The organism is Ferrimonas lipolytica (genome assembly GCF_012295575.1).
In the GTDB taxonomy this organism is placed as follows: domain Bacteria; phylum Pseudomonadota; class Gammaproteobacteria; order Enterobacterales; family Shewanellaceae; genus Ferrimonas; species Ferrimonas lipolytica.
Genome location: NZ_CP051180.1, coordinates 1,392,987 through 1,416,780, shown reverse-complemented (window position 1 = coordinate 1,416,780; position 23,794 = coordinate 1,392,987). Strand labels below are relative to the sequence as shown.

Annotated in this window: 16 protein-coding genes; 3 read left to right on the top strand and 13 right to left on the bottom strand. The window is 47.8% G+C overall.

All coding sequences use genetic code 11. The annotated features are described in order from the left end of the window. Positions 1-1,050: a tyrosine-type recombinase/integrase gene (locus HER31_RS06675; protein WP_168659839.1), complete on the top strand. Its 1,050-nt coding sequence runs from the start codon at positions 1-3 to the stop codon at positions 1,048-1,050. Here HER31_RS06675 and HER31_RS06670 read toward each other — a convergent pair. Continuing rightward, positions 1,047-2,327 (bottom strand): tyrosine-type recombinase/integrase, encoded by a 1,281-nt coding sequence (locus tag HER31_RS06670; RefSeq protein WP_168659838.1) that lies wholly within the window; start codon positions 2,325-2,327, stop codon positions 1,047-1,049. The two genes, HER31_RS06675 and HER31_RS06670, sit on opposite strands and share 4 nt — an antisense overlap. A gap of 131 nt (positions 2,328-2,458) precedes the next feature. Here HER31_RS06670 and HER31_RS06665 point away from each other — a divergent pair, with 131 nt between their 5' ends. Next, the gene (locus HER31_RS06665; protein ID WP_168659837.1) at positions 2,459-4,189 is read left to right on the top strand and encodes a S16 family serine protease; all 1,731 of its coding nucleotides are present in this window, start codon (positions 2,459-2,461) and stop codon (positions 4,187-4,189) included. A gap of 67 nt (positions 4,190-4,256) precedes the next feature. After that, positions 4,257-4,796, top strand: coding sequence for a bifunctional 3-hydroxydecanoyl-ACP dehydratase/trans-2-decenoyl-ACP isomerase (gene fabA, locus HER31_RS06660; protein WP_168659836.1), 540 nt, complete (start codon positions 4,257-4,259; stop codon positions 4,794-4,796). Here the strand turns inward: fabA and HER31_RS06655 are convergent. The 12 genes from HER31_RS06655 to HER31_RS06600 all read right to left on the bottom strand — a co-directional run bounded on the left by HER31_RS06655 (position 4,793) and on the right by HER31_RS06600 (position 23,789). Then, entirely contained in the window at positions 4,793-5,275 is a 483-nt protein-coding gene (locus HER31_RS06655; protein ID WP_168659835.1) for a glutathione peroxidase, read from the bottom strand. The genes fabA and HER31_RS06655 overlap by 4 nt on opposite strands. A gap of 76 nt (positions 5,276-5,351) precedes the next feature. Further along, positions 5,352-5,528 carry a ribosome modulation factor gene (rmf, locus tag HER31_RS06650; RefSeq protein WP_168659834.1) on the bottom strand — a complete coding sequence of 59 codons (177 nt, stop codon included), beginning with the start codon at positions 5,526-5,528 and terminating at the stop codon, positions 5,352-5,354. 200 nt (positions 5,529-5,728) lie between these two features. Continuing rightward, positions 5,729-7,759 (bottom strand): DUF3466 family protein, encoded by a 2,031-nt coding sequence (locus HER31_RS06645; RefSeq protein WP_168659833.1) that lies wholly within the window; start codon positions 7,757-7,759, stop codon positions 5,729-5,731. Between the two features lie 16 nt (positions 7,760-7,775). Further along, positions 7,776-9,689, bottom strand: coding sequence for an ATP-binding cassette ATPase Uup (gene uup, locus HER31_RS06640; RefSeq protein WP_168659832.1), 1,914 nt, complete (start codon positions 9,687-9,689; stop codon positions 7,776-7,778). A gap of 6 nt (positions 9,690-9,695) precedes the next feature. Beyond that, complete coding sequence (locus HER31_RS06635; RefSeq protein ID WP_168659831.1) at positions 9,696-9,920, bottom strand: glutaredoxin family protein; 225 nt, start codon at positions 9,918-9,920, stop codon at positions 9,696-9,698. Beyond that, complete coding sequence (gene rlmKL, locus HER31_RS06630; RefSeq protein ID WP_168659830.1) at positions 9,913-12,015, bottom strand: bifunctional 23S rRNA (guanine(2069)-N(7))-methyltransferase RlmK/23S rRNA (guanine(2445)-N(2))-methyltransferase RlmL; 2,103 nt, start codon at positions 12,013-12,015, stop codon at positions 9,913-9,915. The genes HER31_RS06635 and rlmKL overlap by 8 nt, the downstream gene beginning before the upstream one ends. A gap of 136 nt (positions 12,016-12,151) precedes the next feature. After that, positions 12,152-12,691: a cell division protein ZapC domain-containing protein gene (locus HER31_RS06625; protein WP_168659829.1), complete on the bottom strand. Its 540-nt coding sequence runs from the start codon at positions 12,689-12,691 to the stop codon at positions 12,152-12,154. Between the two features lie 153 nt (positions 12,692-12,844). Next, complete coding sequence (gene pyrD, locus HER31_RS06620) at positions 12,845-13,879, bottom strand: quinone-dependent dihydroorotate dehydrogenase (RefSeq protein WP_168659828.1); 1,035 nt, start codon at positions 13,877-13,879, stop codon at positions 12,845-12,847. Between the two features lie 65 nt (positions 13,880-13,944). Further along, positions 13,945-18,783: an NAD-glutamate dehydrogenase gene (locus HER31_RS06615; protein WP_168659827.1), complete on the bottom strand. Its 4,839-nt coding sequence runs from the start codon at positions 18,781-18,783 to the stop codon at positions 13,945-13,947. Between the two features lie 225 nt (positions 18,784-19,008). Continuing rightward, the gene (locus HER31_RS06610; RefSeq protein WP_168659826.1) at positions 19,009-21,363 is read right to left on the bottom strand and encodes an efflux RND transporter permease subunit; all 2,355 of its coding nucleotides are present in this window, start codon (positions 21,361-21,363) and stop codon (positions 19,009-19,011) included. A gap of 15 nt (positions 21,364-21,378) precedes the next feature. Next, on the bottom strand, positions 21,379-22,380 hold the full coding sequence (locus HER31_RS06605) for a WD40/YVTN/BNR-like repeat-containing protein (protein WP_168659825.1): 1,002 nt from the start codon (positions 22,378-22,380) through the stop codon (positions 21,379-21,381). A gap of 47 nt (positions 22,381-22,427) precedes the next feature. Beyond that, the gene (locus HER31_RS06600) at positions 22,428-23,789 is read right to left on the bottom strand and encodes a DUF1329 domain-containing protein (RefSeq protein WP_168659824.1); all 1,362 of its coding nucleotides are present in this window, start codon (positions 23,787-23,789) and stop codon (positions 22,428-22,430) included. Positions 23,790-23,794: the final 5 nt, after the last annotated feature.

Genomic DNA, 23,794 nt, shown 5'->3' with positions numbered 1-23,794 from the left:
GTGTTTCCTGCAGAATTAGAAGCCCTCTCAAATCAACGTGACCTGCCAAGTTTTACTGCAACGATCACTGAAGACGATCTTAACCGTTTAGCCCAGATCCATCGTTCACGAGTTGCAGAGAAAACTTGGCAAGCTCGCGCATCGGACTTACGTCAATTTAAAATTTGGTGTCAGGCTCATCAGGTAAACCCTAATATTCCGACCAGCGCCGATTTATGTTTATGGTTAAGCCATATGGCAACTGATAACAGTTTGAATCGATTGCGCTATGACGTTAGCACTGGTGAATCGACGCTCTATCGTGGTAATGCGCTCGCGGTACGCAGCATTCGCCGCCGTCACTCAAGCATTAAATGGTTTTTCGACCAGCAAACAACTGGTAAAAATCCAGCCACGGACGCGCTGGTACATGGTCAACTGGCAGGCATTAGTCGTCTATTGCCTAGCAAACCTAAACGTGCAGCCGCGATACGAACAGAATGGTTAGCGCCGATTGTGGCTGATATTGAAACTGATGGGTTCGTAGGACTGAGGGATCAGTTAATTGTCACACTCGGATTTGCCGGCGCAATGCGCGTAAGTGATTTAGCAGCACTGCAAATAGAACACGTTCGCTTATTTCCTAACGGCGCTATCTTAGGTTTTGAACAACGAAAACGGCGCAACGAATATAGCCAGATCCATATCGTTGCCGGCCAAAACCCAAATAGCTGCCCTATTCTTCTATTACAACGGTACTTATCTGTTATCGGGCGGCAACATGGAGCTTTGCTGGTTCGTGCTAACCGTAACGGTGCTCCAGCCAAACTGGCACTGCATCCAAGTTCAATTGCGCGCATCATCAAAAAACGCAGTAATGTCGTTGCACCTCCTTTCGCCCATATCAGTGGGCACTCGTTGCGTCGAGGCTTTATCGATTCCGCGCTAGCTAAAGGTGCGCCTATTAGTGAGGTGATGAAAGTGAGCGGTCATAAGGATCCGAAGACCCTTATGCTTTATCTTGATGATTGCGGTATGTTTGCCAATCATGCCGGCAGCGGATTGTACTAATTGAGGTGATCGAGCGGCTTCGACTTGGCCGTTTGGTGGCGTTCAACTCGAGACGTGTGCAGGTATTTACTGGTGGTATCGATACTGTCATGACCAGCATCGGCTTGAACGTGAGACAGCGGTCGCCGTTGCAGGTTAATGTCGTGAGAGATCCCAGTATGGCGTAGACTGTGCGCGGACAACTGGCGCATCTCACGTGCATCTTGATCAAAACCATCAGTCATCGCTAGATCTGCGCCACCACTGATCACCGCATCGACCAAATCGCGCAACTGCCGAACTCCCAAATTCGCATGACGAACGCCCTGCTCTCGCCCGCGTCCTGCGGCCTTGTGGCGGACAAATAGCGGTGTAGAGTCGCGTGGAGCAGGTAACTCGGGTAAGCCTAGCTCAGTTCGATACTGCTTTAGTGCGTCAAGCATCTCATCCGATAATGCAACCGTTCGGCTTTTTCCCCCTTTACTTAACGGTACAAAAAATCCCCATACACCGGTCTTACTATCACGACGAAACTGGCCCATTACCGGACTGAATCCAGGCCGAGCAGCGACTTCAGATATCCGAAGATAGCAACTGTATAGCAGCGTAACCAAAAAACGGCTGCGGGCAAAATCGGCAATATTTTGTGCAGCACTTTGCTGCGCATACTGCATCACGTAGGACCACTGTAGATCGGTAAACGACTTCATCTGTTCGTCGTCTTCAGGCACACCACTATGTCGAGCGTTGCCTTTAAAGCGTCCGCTACGTAATAAGCTGGCTGCTGGATTGCGCTCACTGTAATCCATCTCGATAAGATAATTAAAAAACGCTGATAACAACGCTAACTTAGTCTTTATTGCTGAGGCCGATAGCCTATATGGTTGTGGAATCCCGTTATCAGTTTTGCCGAGAAATGGCCGCCAATCTCGATTAGGTAACCGCTCCTCTTTGCCTTTGAACTGCGCTACATTTCGATAGGCAATCCATTCTGGCGGTGGTGATTGGCAAAAATCGAGATAACGAGTGAGTAGACGCCGGTCTACTTGTTCTACTTTTAGCTGTTCGACATGCCAGCACCAGATTAAAAAAGTGGTTAGTTCACTGCGGTGGGTTTTAAAATTATTCTCACTGTGTTTTTGCTCTAATAACCAATCAATCGCCAGTTCGTACAATAAGCCTGCATCATCGACCCCTTCTAAGGTGATTGCCGTAATGCGCTGATTAATATCGCTGTTTGTTTGTTCGAAATGTTTGATTGTATCGAATAATGGGGATGGTTCTAATCGGGAAGTCATGAAAAACACCGCTACTGTATATTCATACAGTATAGCGTAAATTGGTGAGTTTTTCATGCGTTGTACGAATGGTGGCGTAACTCACTATGGTATAATGCCTGCTATTTCTCACTATGTTGGAGCATCATCCATTGCATCCTTTGCGCCTTACGCCTGAACTTCTTCAACCGAACTTCTCCATCCGTTTACCTCAAACTGACAGTCAAAGCTCTCCTTGGTTACTTGGTCAACAGCGTTGTATTTCGGCTTGGCAACTATTCCAACGGTGCAAAGGCCAACATCTTTACCTTTCAAACTTTGTTGGTTTTGATGCGGAGAAACTGGTCGCCGAGTTAGACGCTCGATTCCCCTTGGTAGAATGTGCAGGTTCGCTAGTAGCAATCGAAGGCGATGATGGTCAGCAGTTAGCAAAGTATTCGGCAACTGAGATGGCTAACGCCAAAGACAACAATAAGATTGTCGAATTACAGCCGCTTCAACGAGTAAAGTTTATTGATCAGCCAGTATCAAAAAAAACCTTAATCGGCACCATTGATAAACAGGGCCACTACTTTCCTGGCTTATTGGCCAGTTGCGAGGTGCTGGTTTTACCGGCGGAAGGTTTAGCTGACAAGCCAAGTCGCTGGGGTATAGTCAAAGAGGCGTTAAAGCGCGGTTATTTAGCCTTCAGTGGCAGTTCAATAAAGGTGCCAGTCACCTGTAAGGTTGTTGTTGTTGGTGATGCCATTACCTACGACGCACTGCATGGCTACGATCCAGAGTTCGCTGATCACATCAGTTTGCTGGCAGAGATCCAACCGGAGTGGTTTGTCGATGACGAACAGGACCCAGATCTATGGGCGGCAGCGGCAAACGCGATTTGTCGTCAGTACAGTGGCAAATCACTTAGCGATTGCGGTTTAAAAGCCTTAACCGTCCACGCGAGTCGGATCTGCGAACACCAAAAACGATTATCGCTAGCGTGGCACCAATTAGGTCAATTACTAGCACAGACATCCGGAGATGAGTCTGTAACAGCCGCCGCAATCGAAACCGCGCTGTCGTCCATGCGTCATCGTCACAACAGCATTCAGATCTATTCGCAACGAAATATCGAAGAGGCCACGGTTCGGGTTGATACCTCAGGCGAGCGTATCGGGCAAATCAACGGCCTTACGGTGGTTGAGTACCTCGGTCATAGCTACGGTGAACCTGCTCGAATCACAGTTTCGGTTCATTATGGTGATGGTGAGGTTGCGGATATTGAACGCAAATCTGAGCTCGGTGGCAACATTCATGCTAAAGGGATGATGATCCTATCCGCCTGCCTGTACCGGATCTTTGGGCAAGATGAACCATTACACCTAAGTGCCAATATCGTTTTTGAACAGTCTTATCAAACCATCGACGGTGACAGTGCATCGCTGGCCGAATACTGCTGCTTAATCTCAACCATCGCCGATGTGCCTGTAAAACAATCACTAGCACTTACCGGTGCAGTCGATCAGTTTGGCAATGTACAAGCTATTGGGGGCATCAATGAAAAGATTGAAGGCTTCTTCCACCTATGCCGTTATCGCGGCTTAACCGGTGAACAGGGTGTTATTGTCCCTACAGCTAACCTGTGCCAGTTAAACCTTCATACGGATGTGATTGCCGCTATTGAAGATGGTCAATTCCATCTTTATCAAGCAGATAACGTTGAAGATGCGTTAGCGTTACTAACCGGCGAGGAGGTTGGCGAAGCCAATGATGACAACCGTTTCGATGGTAAAACTCTTTATGGTAAAGTCCAAAACCGATTGGACCTTATGGCTGGAGGCAGTGATGCTCCGCCTAGTTTATTAACTCGGTTAGCAGCTAAAATTTTTAGTCGCAGCTGATCGGAGTTGTTGAGCGTACATCTGTACGCTAATCTGTATTTTTTTTTAGCCAGAGTAGAAAAACAAAATGGGCATAGCCGAAGAAGTAGTGCAGCAAGATACTGCGCAGTTTAGCAAGGAAGACTTAGTAAAAAGTGGCCATGGCAATCTTTTCACTCAAGATTCACCTCGCCTACCAAAAGATAATATGTTGATGATCGATCGCATTGTCCACGTCAGCACCAAAGGCGGTAAGTACGGTAAGGGCGAATTGATTGCTGAGTTTGATATTAATCCGGACCTTTGGTTTTTTGATTGTCACTTTGAAACTGATCCGGTAATGCCGGGTTGTTTGGGCCTAGATGCGATGTGGCAATTGGTTGGTTTCTTCTTGGCGTGGCAAGGAGCCAAAGGTAAAGGACGTGCTTTGGGTGTCGGTGAAGTTAAATTTACCGGGCAGGTATTACCAACGGCTAAAAAAGTAACATACCATTTAAATTTCAAACGATTAATCAATCGTAAGTTGGTGATGGGAATGGCCGATGCGACCATGTCTGTTGACGGCCGCGAAATTTATGCCGCGACCGATCTAAAAGTTGGTGTCTTTCAGGACACTTCAGCTTTCTAACTAAGCTGTGCTGTTATGTCACCAGCAATCTGCTCCGGCTTGGTTGTTGGTGCGTAACGACGAACCACTTTACCATCAGCTGATACTAAGAATTTAGTGAAGTTCCACTTAATCCGATCCCCAAGCAAGCCCCCTTTCTGTTTCTTCAGCCAACCATATAATGGCAACTCGTCTGATCCATTGACATCGATCTTCTTAAACAGCGGAAAGCTGATATTAAAATTGAGATCGCAAAAATTGCGTACCTCTTCGTCACTGCCCTTTTCTTGCTTACCAAATTGATTACAAGGAAACGCCAATACGGTAAATCCCTGTTCCGAGAATTGTTGCTGAAGTTTCTCTAAACCTTGGTATTGCGGTGTAAAACCACAAGCACTGGCGGTATTAACCACCAACATGACGTTACCACGCCATTTTTCCAGCGACGTTAGCTCACCATTGTTGAGCTCTGCTTCAAACTGGTAAATGTTATTGCTCATCCCTATGCTCCGGTTTGGATTGCCACTTCCTGGCAATTAAAAGCCCTCTGATTGAGGGCTATGTGGTGGTGGATTACTATTTGTTAAACAGTCCGGTTATTTTGCCATCTATGGCTTCTCGCCAGCCGCCTAGCCATTGCATCTTAACGTCGACCGATTGATAGGGACAAAGTTCTTTTGAACGTCCAGTCAATCCTGCTTGGTAACCACGAGCAAACGCTCGTTCCATCTTGTCCCGTTTCTGTCGCTTCATTGGCATTCCACCCTTTGCTTCAGTGATGTAATTTTAACGTTAGGTATTGCTACCTTTTATAAATTTACCGTTATTGGCGCCAAGATCAATAGTGCTAAAGCATATAAACAGCATATCAACGTTAACTCTATGAGAAAGTTAGGTTACTTTTTCATAAAAAAAGAGGGCCTAAGCCCTCTTTTCGGTGTTGCCGCGATAGATTAACTACGACGGCGACGAAGCCATGCTACTGGCGCCAACGCCAGCAACCAGCCCCAACCAAATGAAGCGCCTTGGCGTTCATTTTTCTCAGGGTTTAAACCTGAGATAACTTCAACAGGACAAGCGGTAGCATCGCTACGACGTAAAATGACGGCACGCGGCACCTGATCGGTAGCAATCTCACCGTCGGCTGTACGCTCAACCACTGGGCGGCCATTATCACCAACAACAATCACTTCGTAATCACCTTGGTAATCGCCGTCTTCGTCGTAAAGCTCTACTTCTTCGGTTTTGATCCGAGGCAAGGTAACGAGCGCCGTAGCTGCAATGAATTCACCATCAGCTGAGATCTGATTAGCATCAACCACTGATACCGCAGTGTCGTACGTTACCTCTTCAGCGAAGGATGTAGTATCGGTAACGGTATAAGCTGCGTAATTACCATCTCCCTGATCTTCTAATCCACGGGAGCGACAGGTCAACAGCTCGTTGATGTTATTGAACTCATCGTTATCGATGTTATATAAGAAGCCGTGGACTCGACGCGGCAATTGATCTTGCAGATCGACCTCAATGTAACCAACGATCTGGTTAGCGTCGTTAATATCCCGTGCCCGTGAAGATAGATCCGTTTGCGTGTCGGAGAAATCATTCGGCTCGATAAACTGCAGTTCACGATTCTCATCAGCTGGTTGGGTAATATCAACGTAAGCAAATTTCTGACGTTGGTCACCATCGATATACTGACGTAACGTACCAACGGCGATGCCCTGTTCATTAACGTCTTCTAAAATCGACTCACTGTATTCATCTTTATCATCAACAGTCGGGCCAACGAAGTAGATCTCATTATCTGGAGTCCAGAAGGTAGCCCACAAGTCGCCATCAATGAGATCTGGTTTTTCATCGAGACCATCTTCGCTGCGATAGCCACGTCCGACAACGTAACCAGCACTGTTTACCCCAAGACCTTGAGAGACGTAAACATCATCAATGTCATCGGGTACAAAGCCTAAAGGTAACGCTTCGCTCGCCGTTACTTCCATATCAGCTAGGTTAACCGTCCAGCGAAACGCTCGATTTTGGTAGTTAACAAAACCGCCATTCTGGAGGTTCTGTACACAAGCTTCGATCGGCTCTGGCACGTCATCGGTAAGATCATCAACACAGTCTTGCAGATCATCGATGGTGTTTTCGGTAATCGCAATGCTAGCGTAACCGGCCACATAGGCGTTACTACCATCAATATCTTCCGACACCTTAGATGCAACACTGTAACCGCCCACCTTTACCGGATCGGTAAAGGTAGAGTCTTCATCCGGTGTATAGAAATCACTGCTATCGCTTGGTGGTAATAGGACGTAGTCGATACCTTCTTGCGGATCAGCAACGTTGCCCTTCTGGATAAAACCGCGGGTTTCGAAATCTCGATAGTAATACACTGGTGTATTGCTGGTTGAGGTTCCGCCGTCGTAAAACGGGTTTTCAACGGTTTGTTGTAATGCCGAGATGATACCTAAACGGGCTCCAAACTTCTCGTTACCTGCTGAGTAGTAGTAGGCGTCTGTCTTAGGCGTATTCTCAACCAAGTCGAGATCGTCTTCATACGGATCAATGGTTGGGTTAATGATAGGTTGTTTGTTCTCAAGCAGCGGCACGTACTCCGCTACCGAGCCATCGACGCCACCGAGCTCAAACAAGAAGTTATTGCCTGAGAATGGACGAACGATTGAGTTGGCGGCGTTACCTTGAACAGGCAAAATCGCATCAATAACGTCGTCGACCACGTTGTCGTCAAACGAAGTGGAATCGTTGACACCTTTGGCAGTTCCCAACATCACTTGATCGCCTGGAACAAAACCAATGCCGTAACCATTTTGAGTGTTATCTAAGGTACCGTTTACTGTAAAACCGGTTACCTCATCAATATTCAGTATTTCGTAAGTGTCCGCCGCTGACGCAGTTCCCATTGCTAAAGCAGACGATACTGCTAAAGCAACTTTTTGGGCACGGTAAAACTTTTGGCTCATTGTTTCCCCTTGTAGCCTAACCCTTAAGCGCTTCTAACTCTTCCCAGCGCTCAAGGCTCCGCTCTAATTCTTGTTCTTTGTCTGCCAACTGTTTCAACGTCTCGTTAACCTCTTTTTGGTCACGACTGAAGAAACTTGGATCAGCGGTTAATAATTGTAACGATTCTATCTCGGCTTCTAAGGCCTCTAATTTGGCTGGCATTGATTCCAGCTCGCGTTCGAGCTTGTATGTTAGCTTCTTAGGTTTACTAACAGAAGTGCTCTTTGCAGGTTTTTGTGGCTCTTCAACCAGTGCTGGTTCGGCGATTTTAGTTTCGTTTTCAGGACGATAAAACTTAGCGCCCATACCAACAGCATCCTGATAACCGCCTACGAATTCACTCCACTGGCCGTTGGCACCATACCACCATGTTGAGGTGACGGTGTTATCGATAAACTCACGATCGTGCGATACCACCAACAAGGTGCCATCGAACTCAGTAAGCTTGGCCTCAAGTAGTTCAAGCGTTTCGACATCGAGATCGTTAGTCGGTTCATCCATAACCAATAAATTGGCAGGCTTAAGGAACAATCGCGCAAGAAGCAGGCGATTCTTTTCTCCACCAGAAAGAGATGACACCGGACTGCGTGCTCGTTGCGGCGCAAATAGGAAGTCTTGTAGATAACCCAATACGTGACGATCTTTGCCGTTAACAAAAACCGTGTCCTTACCATCGGCCACGTTGTCCTGTACCGTTTTGGTTGGATCGAGCTCTAATCGGTGTTGGTCAAAATAGGCAACATCCAGCTTGGTACCCTGTTTAATCGTGCCTTCTTGCGGCGCAATCTTGTCTAACAACAACTTAATAAGGGTGGACTTACCGCAACCATTTGGACCAATCATTGCGATACGATCACCGCGCATTACCGAGGTAGTGAAATTCTTGGCAATGGTTTGGTGCTCGTAACGGAAACTCATGTTTTCAACGTCAAACACCAATTTGCCCGACTTTTCTGACTGGTTCATGCTCATATTGGCATTACCCAAGCGGCCGATCCGTTCGCTGCGTTGATTACGCAACGCCTTAAGCGCGCGCACACGGCCCTCATTACGAGTACGACGGGCTTTAACGCCCTGACGGATCCAGGTTTCCTCTTTGGCGAGCTTTTTATCAAACTCAGCGGCTTTCGCTTCTTCAACTCGAAGCGCTTCCTCTTTACCGTCCAGATAGGTTTGGTAGTTACCAGGGAAGCTTAAGATCTGGCCGCGATCGAGATCAACAATCCGGGTAGCCATATTACGAATAAAACCACGATCGTGACTGATAAAGATAATCGAGCCATCAAAACCTTTGAGCAAGCCTTCGAGCCATTCAATGGCGTCAATGTCGAGATGGTTAGTTGGTTCGTCAAGCAACAAAACGTCCGGTGCCTGAACTAAAGCGCGAGCTAGGGCTGCACGACGCTGCCAGCCACCACTTAACTCAGACATTGGTTGATCACCGTTAAGCTCGAGGTGGCTTAAAGTTTGTTCAATGCGGGTCTCAAACTGCCAACCGTTGTAGTGATCCATCCCCTCTTGCGCGGTGGCCATCTTCATCAAATTGGCTTCGCTGGGGTCGAGTTCGACCGCTTTCGCTGTTGCTTCGTATGCTTCAATGATTTCGCCTACTTTGGCTAAACCTTGTGCTACATAATGAAAAATCGTACCAGACTCAGTACGAGGTGGGTCCTGCGGAAGATAAGCGACGTTAACGCCACTGTTGATACCCAAAGCACCGTCATCGAGCAATTGGATCCCAGCAAGCACCTTCATCAGACTTGATTTGCCGGCGCCATTACGACCAACCAAACACACGCGCTCATTGGGTTCGAGGACGAAGTCGGCATTATCAAGCAGTGGGGTGTGGCCAAAGGCAAGTTGCGCCTTATTCAGGCGGATAAGACTCATGACGCTTTACGCTCCGGTAAACTGTTGCAGATCGGCTGAATCGAATGGCCAGCCAAGTTCGTTGCCATGATGGAAGACAACGGGAATACGAATGCCGTATCGCTCAACAAGTTCAGGATCGGTGATGATATCCACCGTCTGAAAAGCGATATTAGCCTGTTGTAATAACGCTGCCGCCTGTTCGCACAGGTGGCAGCCGTCAGTGTGAAACAAGATAACGCTATCAGCCATTGTGGCAGATCAACCACGCATTATGGATGTGCTTGTTACGGGCGAAATCCTGCGAGCGGGTTTTATCGCTGATGTTAGTAGCCAATAAACCCAACTCAGCAACGCCGTCTAAATCCATCTTGAATCCACGCTTATTGTTGGAGAACAAGATTTGTCCGCCGGGGCGCAGAATGCGTTTAAGTTGTTCCATCAACCACAGATGATCACGCTCTACATCGAACGATTTTTCCATCCGCTTCGAGTTAGAGAAGGTTGGCGGATCGATGAAAATAAAGTCGTACTGGCCGGTGCACTGTTCCAGCCACGCTAAGCAATCTGCGTGTTCGAATCGGTGTTGGCGACCGCGGATCTTATTTTCCTTGAAGTTGGTTTCAGCCCAGCGCAGATAAGTCTTGGACATATCTACGGTAGTCGTCGATTTTGCGCCACCAATGGCAGCGTGCACGGAAGCAGTGCCGGTGTAGGCAAACAGGTTAAGGAAGTCCTTACCGTTGCTATTTTCTTGAATAAACCGACGCGCTAAACGGTGATCAATAAACAGGCCCGTATCAAGGTAATCAGTCAGATTTACTACGAACTTAGCGCCATACTCATTGACGACCATCTCGTTACGTTGCTCGCCCATGCGCTGATATTGTTCTTTACCCTTTTGCTGTTGGCGGGTTTTAAGAACAATCTTTGCCGGATCAACATCAAGTACAGATGGCAGATTAAGCAGCACATCGATCAAGCGCTGTTGCGCTTTCTTAGCATCAATAGTCTTTGGCGGCGCATACTCTTGCAACACTACCCAATCGTGGTAGCGATCGATAGCCACGTTGTAGTCTGGTAGATCGGCATCATAAACGCGGTAGCACTCAAGTTCTTCTTTCTTGAGCCATTTAGACAATTGCTTTTGATTTTTACGCAATCGGTTTGCAAAATCTTCGCCGAATACACGGCCACTGCCACCTTCACCGATTTGGTAGTTGGCAAGCAATACTTCCAAGGCACCATTGAACAGCTTGTACTGTTTGTCGGCTTTAAGGCGCATCGCTGACATCAGCATCGGCTCGCTGCACAGCAAGCTAACTTTCCAGCCTTGCCACTGGTTCTTCAACTGCGCACCAAGTGAAGCATAAAGGTGTAATAGTTCTGGCAGCTGACCCAAACGCTCACCATATGGTGGGTTGGTAACTACGTAACCTGCAGTAGCTGGTGGCGGTGGCATATCAGTGGCGTCGCCACCTTCAATCTGAATAAATTCGGCCATACCTGCGGCAGCGGCATTATCTTTAGCAACCGAAAGCACACGGCGGTAGTTGTCTCGACCAATAAAGCGCGTCTTACAGTTAGCAATACCACGGTTAGAGCGAACCTGTGCTTCCGCCAACACTTCCTGCCAAATCTGACCCTGATGACCAGCCCAATCTTCAAAGCCCCACCCTTTACGGTGCAGATGCGGTGCCGTGTCGGTTGCCATCAAAGCGGCTTCGATTAGGATGGTGCCGGAGCCACAGAAAGGGTCAATAACTGGCTTATCCATCTCGTTGTTCCAACCAGAACGCATCAAGATAGCAGCGGCCAAGTTTTCACGCATCGGTGCGCGGCCTGTATCGGTACGGTAACCGCGTTGGTGCATTGGTGCACCAGAGAAGTTAATACCAATCAGCAGTTTGTCCGCGCGTAAGGCGCAATCGATCTTAACGTCTGGATCGGTCTTACTTACTGAAGGGCGTACACCACTGTGTTCCATAAACGCATCAACAATGGCGTCTTTAACTTTCAACGCACCGAATTGGCTATTGCGAATGTCACGGTTACCACCATGAAAATCAACCAAGAATTGCGCGTGATTGCTGAATACGGCGGGCCAATACAGGCTCTTTACACCGTCGTACATCTGTTCAGCCGTTTTCGCTGGCACTTCAGCCAAGACATGAACAATACGACTTGCTAGACGGCTCCACAAACAGATGCGGTAGGCAGTAGCCAATTCCGCATGGAAATGCACAACGGCTTGTCCTTCATGAACCTCTTCAGCGCCTAAGGCTTTCAGTTCATCAACTAGGAGGTATTCGAGCCCTTTGGGCACGGCGGCGTAATAACGCTTCATCTGTTCTCGCACTTCTAACCAGCAAAACGCACATTATACGGGTTTTCAGCAGATATATCCTCGCTAGTTAGCGTATATCTGATGCAAAAAGTAGAGGAGTGATGAGGCGAACTGAAGATAGATCAGCAAATGTTGTTTACGCAGCGGCGATCTGCATCGTTCGGTTTTGACGGGCGGGCATAATCCGATCGTTCATCACCTTAATCAAGCCGAATTGTTGCAGTGATTTGTGTTCGGTAAGTGCGCAATGTTGGTCAAGCAACATCAATAACGACGACTGCTCGTTGCTGTCGATAACGGCAAATTGCGAGCGTTCTACCTGAGTTTGTAACGAAACGGTTTTACCCGCTCGAGCGTAAACAATGGTGTCGCTGGTATCAAAGTACCAACTTTTCGGCATCATCGGGATCGAGAAGAATCGGGCAATTACCATGTTCAATGCGGTTTGGATGCGCACGCCATCGCTACACTCCAATTGCTGGGCGAGCGAATCAACGCAGTCACTATAGAACTTAGCATGTTGACTGGTAAAGGGCTGTTGATAGCGACAGTCTGGATTGATCTGTTTCCCCTGAAACGCAGACATAAAGATAAGCTCTGGCCCTAAAGCTAAAGCAAGTCGTTGATTTCCTTCATCATAAAACCAATACCATGATTGGTCAGGGGCTAATAACATCGTCGCAAATCCATATTGCAGATAAAGCAATTAAAGCTAATTAAGGAACCATTTGCAATAGAATAAATTAAAATTGACTAAACAAAAAGGATCCTTCTGTGATCAAAAGGATCCTTTTAGGGCGATGTAAATAATCAGCTTTGGATGCTTATTTTATTTATTACGCATTGCCCTTTTGTAGGCCACGGTAATTGCTTTAATTAGCTGTGGGCCTTCATAGATAAAGCCGGTATAAATTTGCACCATTTTGGCACCAACGTTAACTTTATCCATCGCATCTTGGGGTGATGCGATACCACCTACTCCAAGAATCGGCAGTTCTTCACCTAGGTGTTGGTACAACTTTGCAATTATTTCAGTTGAAAGCTGTGTCAACGGCGCACCGGAAAGCCCCCCTGCCTCTGAGTGTTCAGTTAGGTGCTCAACCCCTTCGCGGCTCAAGGTGGTATTAGTTGCGATTACCCCATCGAGCTTATTACGAAGCAACGCATCGCATACTTCTTTTAACTCTTCGTCACTAAGATCTGGGGCAATTTTAAGCGCCACTGGCACATAACGGCCATACTTTTTCGCTAACTCGGCCTGGCGCTGTTTCAATGAGGACAGTAGATCGTCTAACATCTCGCCGTATTGAAGTTGGCGCAAACCTGGAGTGTTCGGCGATGAGATATTCACCGCAATATAACCGGCGACTTCGTAGACTTTATCCATGCAGATCAGGTAATCGTTTTTACCCTCTTCCAATGGCGTATCTTTGTTCTTGCCAATATTAACGCCAATAACGCACTTACCAGGATTAGACGCTTTAATATTAGCGACCAGATTATCAACGCCCTTATTATTGAAACCCATACGGTTAATAATTGCGCGGGCTGGTTTCAGTCGAAACGCTCGGGGCTGCTCGTTACCCGGTTGTGGCCGTGGGGTTACAGTACCAACCTCAACGTGGCCGAAGCCCATTGCAGCAAAGCCATCGATGCATTCACCGTCTTTGTCCATTCCTGCAGCCAAGCCAACTGGGTTTGGGAAGGTAACTCCCATAAACTCAACCGGCGCAGCAGGAACGTGTTGGCGGTAAAAACAGGACAGTGGTGTACCTGTGGTTAGGCGGATCCCATTGATAGCAAGATTGTGTGCCGTTTCTGCTTGGGTTTTAAACAGAACTTTTTGGGCTAGACGGTAAAACACGGTTATCTCCTGTTGTAAAAAAGCCCCGGTGTTACCGAGGCTTCCTATTTATTATTCTATGACGCTTAAGCGACATTATCGCAGCGTACAATGAGTAGACTCAACTCCCTTAATGCCACAGAGAACTTGGCAAACTCATGATTTTTAGAAGTCCTAAATTCGGCCATCATGTGTAACCAACGATCAAGCGACTGAGCGTTTTCAGCTACCCATTGATCGATTATCGATTCAGCACTACAGCTGCCAACACAGTTTCGCAGAACTGTCAGCGTTAGTTGTCGCTGCAGGATATCTAACTCTTCGCGGAAACCGGCTCGAGCAAGTGCTTGCCAATGGTTAGCCACTGGTTGTTCATTGATCTGAGTTAAGAACCAGTGCATATCAATGCGTGAGCCTAATCGATAATAGGTCTCTGCCACCAGTAACACCGGCTTGTTATCTAACTCAGCGATCTCAGCCAAGTCCAGCGCTGAGAACAATGTACTTGAACGAACAACCCGTTGCGCCAATTGTTGTGGTACATGACGTTCTATCAGCTTATCCGCCAGCTCTTGAATGAAATCAGCTTCTTCAGCCGCTAACAATGAATCGAAATTATCAGCAAGCTGGTGAACAACCGGGCGGAACAAGCCAACGTTCGCTGCAACATCGGTGCTACCGCTGCGATGGCGTAGGAACCACCGTGTTGCACGTCGCACCGTGCGTTGCATCTGATACATCATTTTGTACTGTTGGGCGCTGGCAACAACACCATCGCATGCAATGATTTCGTCTTTAACTGAATCAAAATCAAATATCTGCGATGCAATAGTATAACTGATTGCGATTTCAGATACTGATGCGCTGGTCTCATCCTGCATTCGTTGAATGAAGTTAAAGCCCATATTATTGATGATATCGTTGGCCAAACTGGTGGCAATGATCTCGCCCCGCAATGGGTGATCCTGCATCCAATCGGCAAAGCGCTTCTGTAAACCTTGTGGGAAGTAACGGATTAAGCGCTGTGCAATGGCATCGTTATTGGTTACAACGGGATCGACTAACTGCTCTTTTAAGACCATCTTGGCATAGGCAACCAACACTGAGATCTCAGGTCGGGTTAACCCTTGTCCCGCTGCTACTCGCTCAGACAACTCTTCATCGGTTGGTAAGAACTCAAGGCTACGATCGAGTCGGCCCATCTTCTCTAAGTAATGAATGAAGCGGATCTGCTCTTTGATCTGGTCTGCGTCTCGCAATTCGGTAATGGAAATTGATAGCGTTTGATCGCGACAATCTGCCAATACAATATCCGAGACCTCTTCGGTCATCTCAACCAACAGTTTATTGCGTTGTTTAACTGTCAACTCACCTTCCGCAACCAAACGGTTGAGCAAGATTTTGATATTAACTTCGTTATCGGAACAATCAACGCCACCCACGTTATCAACGAAATCGGTATTAATACGTCCGCCAGTTTGCGCGTATTCAATACGTCCTAATTGAGTAAGACCTAAGTTACCGCCCTCACCTACAATCTTAGCCTTAAGCTGATTACCGTTAATACGTACCGCGTCATTAGCGCGATCGCCAACATCAAGATGGGTTTCGCTAGTCGCCTTAACGTAGGTGCCGATCCCGCCATTCCAAAGTAAGTCGACGTCCATCTGCAACAGATTATGAATCAGCTCATTTGGCGTCATTTTCGCCTGTTGCGTCTGCAGCATCTTCTTGATTTCTGGTGTCAGTTTTATCGATTTGGCGCTGCGTAAGAAGATCCCGCCGCCTTTCGAGATCAACTTGTCATCGTAGTCGGTCCAACTGGAACGTGGCAGTTCAAACAGGCGTTGACGCTCAACGTAGCTCACTGCGGCATCAGGGTTAGGGTCGATAAAGATGTGCATGTGGTTAAACGCGACCTGCAACCGGGTATGTTTTGATAACAACATGCCGTTACCAAAGACGTCGCCGGCCATATCGCCTACCGCTAAACAGGTAAAGTCGCTATTTTGGCAGTCGATGTCGATTTCACGGAAGTGGCGCATAACCGATTCCCACGCTCCCCGTGCGGTAATGCCCATTTTCTTATGGTCATAACCAAACTGGCCTCCGGAGGCAAATGCATCGCCCAGCCAAAAGTTATACTCCTCGGAAATTGAGTTAGCGATATCTGAGAAGGTCGCCGTGCCTTTGTCGGCAGCGACAACCAAATAAGAATCGTCTTCGTCATGACGAACCACATCAATAGGTGGCGTTAACTCACCTTGCACAATGTTGTCGGTGATATCCAACAAACCACGGATAAAGGTGCGGTAACAGGACTTTCCTTCGGTCAGCATCGCATCCCGCTCGAGCGGCAGTTGCTTGCAGACAAAGCCACCTTTCGCGCCAGATGGCACAATAACGGTATTCTTAACTTGCTGGGCTTTAACGAGTCCAAGTACTTCAGTACGGAAATCTTCCCGGCGGTCGGACCAGCGCAAGCCACCACGGGCAACCTTAGCGCCACGCAGGTGTACCCCCTCAACCTTACTTGAGTATACGAACACCTCAAATTTAGGCACTGGTAGCGGGATCTCAGGGATCAACTCTGGCTGGAATTTGATCGACAAATAGGATTTCGGTTGACCGTCGGCCGCTTGCTGATAGAAATTGGTGCGCAATGAAGCCTGAATCAATTCAGCAAAACGACGGATGATTCGATCATCATCAAGGTTGGCAACATCGTCCAATTGAGCCACAATCGCTTGCTGCAAAGCCTCAATGCAATGGCCATCGCTGTTACTTGGATTAAAGCGCTGGCGGAACATTTGCATTAACAGTTGGGTGATCTGGGGGTATTGTTCCAACGTCTGAGCAATATATTGCTGCGAGAAGGTCACCCCAATCTGTTGCATATAGCGGGCGTACGCTCGCAGTACGGTTACTTCAACACCAGTAAGCCCCGCACTGAGCACCAACGAGTTAAAGGCATCATCTTCAAAGCGACCACGCCAGGTTTCCGCTAGAGCCTGTTCAAAACGTTTTTGATAACTAGTGATTGGCTCGTCGATAACGCGCTTAAACATCATCGAAAAATCGAGGATCCAGTACTCATTGCCGTCGGCAGCGATAACCTTGTAAGGGCGCTCACCAATCACCCGTAAACCAAAGTTCTCCAACATCGGCAAGATGTCAGACAGCGGGATTGGCTCATCCTTATGGAACAGCTTCAGTGACACCATTCCCTTAGCGGAACTGACTTCCTGTGGCTGATAGAACAGCATTCCCAGTTTATTGTCTTCGCTTAATTGGGTTAGGTTATCGATGTCACCAAGGGCTACCGAAGGAATTACATCCTCTTTGTAGCTACGTGGGAACGCATGAACAAATTGGTTAGATAAGGTTTTTCCCTTAGCTTCACCGCGGCTTTCAACTAAGGCACTGTCCAGTTTGTCATCCCAGGTACGGGCGAGCTCGATCAGGTTATTTTCAAGCTCGTTAAGATCGACGTCCATATCGTTATTAGCCACTTTTACTTGGTAGTGAGTTCGTGCCAAGCGAGATTCCGAAAAATACGTTGTGAACTCCACGGGATCTTTACTGTGAAACGAGTCCGCCAGCAGTTTTTGGGTCCGGATCCGCAGTTCGGTGTTGTAGCGGTCCTTGGTGGTATACACCAACGCCGATACAAATCGCCCAAACACATCTTTACGGATAAACAACTTAACCTTGTCACGCTCCTGCATCTGCAAGATCCCAACTGCGGTGTCATAAAGTTGCTTTTCATTAGCTTGGATCAACTCATCTCGAGGGTAAGTCTCAAGAATGTTTGCCAATGCTTTATAATCGTGGCTGTACGGTGCCATACCAGACAGTGCCATTACGTTGTGCAGCTTTTGCTTAAGCAATGGGATCTGATCGGTACTCTTGTTATACATCGTTGATGCATACAGACCGATGAAACGGTGTTCGCCAATTACTTGGCCCGAATCGTTAAACCGCTTAATGCCAACGTAATCGACATAGGCTGGGCGATGAACACGGCTCTTAGCGTTGGTTTTGGTTAACACCAAATAGTTTGGTTGCAGCGCGTCTTTGCGGGCTGCCTCTGGTAGCTCGGAAAGTAAGATGCTGCGATGTTGGGATGGACGAATTCGTAAGGTTCCAAGACTCGAGTCATGGTCAGCAACCAAGGCCAAATCCCCTTCAACCTTCTCTAAATCGTAATAGCGATAACCAAGAAAGGTGAAATGATGATTGGCTAAGAACCCCAGAAAGTCGAGCGCGTGGTCACGTTCGGTTTGCGCTGTCACCAATGGACTTTCATCAATCTGCTTAACTACTTCAGTCAACTTGGCTTGCATCTTCTGCCAGTCTTCTACCGACGCGTTAATGTCCTCAAGTATTGAGGTCAGCTCTTTCGACAACGCGTTACGCTTTTCATCTAGTTGTAGGTTCTCTACTTCAACTAAAAATACCGACACCCGCTCATGTGATTTAGAGGCATCAAGGATAGAACACACCTCTGTAATGGCACCGGACTCATCCCGAGCAATCGCAATAGGCGCATGAATGGTCAGATGGGAGGCGATATTGAAACGTTGTAATGCCATCGTGACTGAATCAACCAGGAAAGGCATATCCGGCTGAACCATCTCTACAATGGTATGTGCACTCTGCCAACCGTGAGTGCTTTGAACCGGATTATAGACGCGGTTAAATGACTGCCCTGATGGGGTGCTATTGAGATTTTGCCACAAACTTAACGTGGCGCCGTAAAGCTCACTGTCATTACGTTGGTTAAGATCGTCATGAGACAATGTACCAAAAAGGATTCGTGCCAGTTTTTCCAATAACTGGGCTTGCTGCTCTTCGTTTTTCTGATGGATCAGAGCGATAACGTTATCGAGCATTACCGAAGGACGGGTTTGCATTCTTGCCATGGTGGTGTTCCTTTCACACAGCGATTGATTATATTTTTTAGCTACCGTTTCAAACGCCATTTATGGTGTTTTCAGCGAAGCATATCACCAAATGTGACACTGTGTGAGCCATATCTCATCGGTTTAATTAACTAGCAACATCGAAAACCCTAACGGTTGAAAACTCAGGCAGTTATTGCTGTTGTTTATGCAAAAAAGGCCACCTTTCGGTGACCTTTATTCAGATTAACTTGCTTGTGGTTTGTCTCGCCAGAGGAGTCTGACCAGTGCCGGCAGCAACAGAATTGCTGCAAGCATATTAACCAAGAACATAAAGGTAAGTAGGATCCCCATGTCCATCTGGAACTTCAAATCCGAGAAAACCCAGGTACTTACGCCAACTGCCAAGGTAATACCAGTAAACACCACCGCATTACCACGCTCGCATAGCGCTTGCTTGTATGCCTCAGGTACCGGCACCCCTTGTCGTAGCAATGGCGCCATCGTCGATAGAATGTAGATACCGTAATCGACACCAATACCAACGCCCAACGCGATAACCGGTAAGGTGCTAACGGTTAAGCCGATCTCGAGATAGGTCATTAACGCTTGCGCCAAAACCGATACCAAGTAAAGCGGTACTACCACAGCGATGGTTGCCAACAGCGAACGGAAACTGATTAGACACAGTACAAATACTGCACCGTAGACATAAATCATCATCGGCGTTTGCGCTTCAGCTACCGCTTCGTTGGTCGCAGCCATAACACCCGCTGGGCCAGACGCCAGTTTAAATGTCAGTTTATCGCTATTGAACTGCTCCGCTTCAAGTTTAACTGCATCAATCACTCGGCTCATGGTCTCGGCTTTATGATCGGTAAGGAACAGATAAACCGGCATTACCGAACAGTTGCCATCAAGTAAACCAGAATTGGTTGGAATTTGGCTTACTGCTTGCACTAACGTGGGCGTGGTACGCGGCAACACACGCCATTTAGGGTTACCTTCGTTAAAGCCGCCATTTACTTTCTTGGCTACAGAAGGCAGTGAAATCGTCGACTGAACCCCTTCAATGTTTTCAATACGCCATTGAAAATCATCAATCTGAGCCATGGTCTCATGGTAGGTACAGGCTTCTGGGTAGGCCTCAACCAATACCGTAAGTACGTCAGTGGTAATACTGAAGTTATCAGTAATGAAGAAGGTATCTTGGTTATATACCGACTCCTCTTTTAGTGCCGGTGCACCGGCATGTAAATCACCGATTTTCATGGTTTGGGCTTGTTGCCATCCCAAAACAAACAACACCGCAGCCACTGCAACAACCACAAAGGCACGTTTACCGTCGGCAAACTTAGCCATCCAATCCCATACTGGGGTCGCTTTACCGTGAGACGAGCGGATCTTATTTAGGTAGGAATCGCTGAATTTAGCGTAAGACAGCAGAATCGGTAACAACATTAGGTTAGTTAGAATGATGATTGCCACACCTAACGACGCTGTAATCGCTAACTCACGAATGATACCGATATCAATTGACAGCAGCGTAAGGAAACCAACGGTATCAGACAGTAGCGCTACCATACCGGGTACCATAAGGCTGCGGAACGCCGACTGAGCCGCCGCCTTCGCTTTGGCTCCATCTGCCACGCGGTGTCCTACCGCGTTAATCATCTGAACCCCGTGACTGACACCAATCGCAAATACCAAGAACGGCACCAAAATGGACATTGGGTCAAGTCCAAAGCCAAGGATGGTCAAGCCACCCATTTGCCAGACTACCGCGACTAGACTGCACGCCAGTGGGAAGAATGTGAGTAACAAACTACGCGAGAACACAAACACCATTACTGCGGTAATAGCGATGGCAATCATGAAGAACAGCACCACGCTCTTGGCGCCTTCGGCTACATCGCCGGACATCTTAGCGAAGCCAATGATATGCACTTTTATTTGATCGGTTTGAAACTCTTGGCGAATCTCTCGTTCAAGCTTTTCAGCAAATGCGAGCACGTTCATCGGTTCGGTGGTTGGGCCACCAGCGACCTGCTCTTCCGCCGGGACCGGCTGCCAGTCAAGTAGCTGAGCGGTAACCATTGCCGCACTGTAGTTGTCGGCAACCATGCGGCCGACAATACCTGCCCGCTCAACGTTACCGCGTACTTGGCTAACGCTCTCTTGACTACCATCGAAATCAGCAGGGATCACCGGACCACCGCGGAAGCCATCTTCAACCACTTCAGTGAAACGAGTTGATGGACTAAACAGTGATTTGACCTGAGTACGGTCGATCCCCGGAATGAAAAACAGCTGGTCGTGGATCTTACGCAGTGCTTCGAAAAATACCGGGTTGTAGATATCGCCGGAAGTGTCTTCTACCGCCACCATAATACTATTAGCACCACCAAACTGGTCGCGATGCTTCATGTATGTCTGCATGTATGGGTGGTTAAGCGGAATATTCTTGGTGAACGCTGCGTCCATGCGCAGATGAGATGCTGAGTAACCTAGTGCGATTGTCAGTAACGCAAAAATCAACAGCACGGCGGCTCTATGTCGAAACAGCAACGTTTCGATGGTATTAGTCCATTTATCTAACATACTTCTTCCTTGGTACTACAGCCCGATTGAACGCACACCGGCGCTACCTGCTATTAATATGTTGCCGTCCCGTTGCTGCGCCACGCTAACGAGGTCTTCACCCTTAGCGACAATGTCAGTAACGAAGGAGCGACCATCGTCTTTGCTGATTAGCATGTAGCCACTATTCGCCACCATGACAATCTCGCCACTTTTAAGCTGGACGACACTGTTGATGGTGGTAGTGACATCGGTTTCAATCTGTTCCCAGTTTTGACCGGCGTCAGTACTGCGGAAAATATTGCCACGCAAACCGGTTGCGATAAGGGTGCCCTTCTTGGTTTCGACCAAGTCAAACAGCGAGCCTTCATAAAAGGATTCTTCAGTTAGCCAGGTTTTGCCAGCATCCACAGATTTGGCAACCAACCCCATCTCACCAACAATGATCAGATCGCCGTTTCGTAGCGGCACGATACGATTAAAGTGCGGCAACATAGCGCTGCGTTCATCGAGGTAAAGTGCTTCGTCCTCTTCCTTGAGTTCATTGAGGTATTCGATATCTTCTTCATAAAGAAGTGACTCAAAAAAGTCTTGAGTCCATGTTGCGCCGCCGTCATGGCTACGGAATGTCAAACCGTATGCCCCAATGGCAATAATATTGTCTTGCGATAGCGCAATTACATCTAGTAGCGGCTTATCTAGTTCCGGTAGCGTCTGCGCTACTGCCCAGGTAAAGCCACCGTCTTCGGTAACTAGGATGGTGGCGTCATGGCCGACGGCCCACCCCTTCTTACCGACAAAGGTAACTGCAGTTAGAAGTGCTTGGCTTGGTGTAGCCAACTGTTGCCATTTTCCATCGATAAGCGCTAACAAGTGGCCACGGTCACCTACGGCAACCATCTTACTACCGTTGTAGGCCATATCGAGGATCGGCGCATTAATCGCCTTTGTAGCAATATAGGAAGGGGTGTCAGCAGCAAATGAGGGTGCCAAACACAGAGAAGAGAGCAAAATTGAAGTTATTATTTTAGCTTGCATATGTCCCACCAACAGGGCGCCCGAAGGCGCCCTTAGAAACGACCCAATTAACGACGACCGGAACGACGCAGAGCCTGAGGAGTAAATTTTTTCTTAGTAAGTTTTACATCGAAGTCGACAACATCACCTTGGTTATCCAAGCCCATCGCTAAGTAACGACGAGAGTTAAGATCGTAGAAGGTTTCCAGCGTTGACCAAACCAGAGGTTTTTCGTAGTAGTTAATCGCGTGTGCCATGCCCACCCGATAAAGCTCATCGCGGTTGTCATACATATCAGTCAACGCGACCTGCCAGCTGTCTTCATCAAGATAGAAGTTACGAGTTTTATAGGTGTGACGAACGCCATCCTTCAGTGTTGCTTCCACTTCCCAAACACGGTGCTTCTCCCAACGAACCAAATCCATATTGATATGACCTGGTTTTAGGATCTGATCGTAAGACAACTTGTCGCTATGAAGCTCATAATCGTTGTAAGGGATGTAAATCTCTTTCTTACCCTTCAGCTCCCAGTTGTACCGCTCTGGAGAACCGTTATACAGATCAAAATCATCAGTGGTCCGCAAACCATCGGAAACAGTTCCCGGGGTATCAAAGGCAACGTTTGGTGCTCGACGCACACGACGCTGACCGGTGTTGTAGGTCCATGCCTGACGTGGCTGCTTGTTTTGATCCATGGTTTCATGAACCAGCAACGCGGTACCAGCCAAGCGAGATGGCGAGGTCACAACCTGCTTAAAGTAGATAATCATGTTCTTTTCGGCCATCTCCTCTGCAGAGATAGATGGATCACCGTAAACGAAAATGATGGTCTCTTCGGTTTCTACTAGGGTGTACTTACCAGTTGGTGTTGGCGCCGCTTGGTTTCGTTGTAACGACGCGGCTTCACCACGATAGCGAAGAATGTGGTTCCAGATAGCCTCAACGCCACTTTGTGGAATTGGGAAAGGCGTACCAGCGGAAGCACCTTTAATGCCGTTACCACCCTCAACCAACTCTGCATTAATGGCATTTTTCTTTACTTCATCGTAAATAAACTCAGGGTAGGAAGCACTTCGGCGAGTTGGATACAACTTCAGTTTAAAGGTGTCTGGGTACTGCTCCAGCATCGCTTTCACGCCTGGAGTTAAATACTCACTGTGCTCAGCCATATTGGCCGAAGTAATCGTTGCCAACACCTCATCAGCAGCAAATGGATTAGGGTGAAACTGGCCCTTTTCATAACCCGCAGGCGTTGCGGTAATACCGCCATCCCATGCAGGAATAGAACCATCTTCGTTGCCCGCTACCTCAGCACCAACCGGCGTGAGCTCGGTACCCAATTTAGCGGCTTCTTGTTCTGATACCTTAGCCTGAGCAGCGGCGGTAAATACCAATACTAACGCTGAAGCAATTACAGTTAATTTCTTCATTGGTT

Excerpts from the sequence above, each read along its gene's own strand:
- HER31_RS06670 (WP_168659838.1), bottom strand. The coding sequence starts at position 2,327 with ATGACTTCCCGATTAGAACCATCCCCATTATTCGATACAATCAAACAT.
- fabA (WP_168659836.1), top strand. The coding sequence starts at position 4,257 with ATGGGCATAGCCGAAGAAGTAGTGCAGCAAGATACTGCGCAGTTTAGC.
- HER31_RS06655 (WP_168659835.1), bottom strand. The coding sequence starts at position 5,275 with ATGAGCAATAACATTTACCAGTTTGAAGCAGAGCTCAACAATGGTGAG.
- rmf (WP_168659834.1), bottom strand. The coding sequence starts at position 5,528 with ATGAAGCGACAGAAACGGGACAAGATGGAACGAGCGTTTGCTCGTGGT.
- HER31_RS06645 (WP_168659833.1), bottom strand. The coding sequence starts at position 7,759 with ATGAGCCAAAAGTTTTACCGTGCCCAAAAAGTTGCTTTAGCAGTATCG.
- uup (WP_168659832.1), bottom strand. The coding sequence starts at position 9,689 with ATGAGTCTTATCCGCCTGAATAAGGCGCAACTTGCCTTTGGCCACACC.
- HER31_RS06635 (WP_168659831.1), bottom strand. The coding sequence starts at position 9,920 with ATGGCTGATAGCGTTATCTTGTTTCACACTGACGGCTGCCACCTGTGC.
- rlmKL (WP_168659830.1), bottom strand. The coding sequence starts at position 12,015 with ATGAAGCGTTATTACGCCGCCGTGCCCAAAGGGCTCGAATACCTCCTA.
- HER31_RS06625 (WP_168659829.1), bottom strand. The coding sequence starts at position 12,691 with ATGTTATTAGCCCCTGACCAATCATGGTATTGGTTTTATGATGAAGGA.
- HER31_RS06615 (WP_168659827.1), bottom strand. The coding sequence starts at position 18,783 with ATGGCAAGAATGCAAACCCGTCCTTCGGTAATGCTCGATAACGTTATC.
- HER31_RS06610 (WP_168659826.1), bottom strand. The coding sequence starts at position 21,363 with ATGTTAGATAAATGGACTAATACCATCGAAACGTTGCTGTTTCGACAT.
- HER31_RS06605 (WP_168659825.1), bottom strand. The coding sequence starts at position 22,380 with ATGCAAGCTAAAATAATAACTTCAATTTTGCTCTCTTCTCTGTGTTTG.
- HER31_RS06600 (WP_168659824.1), bottom strand. The coding sequence starts at position 23,789 with ATGAAGAAATTAACTGTAATTGCTTCAGCGTTAGTATTGGTATTTACC.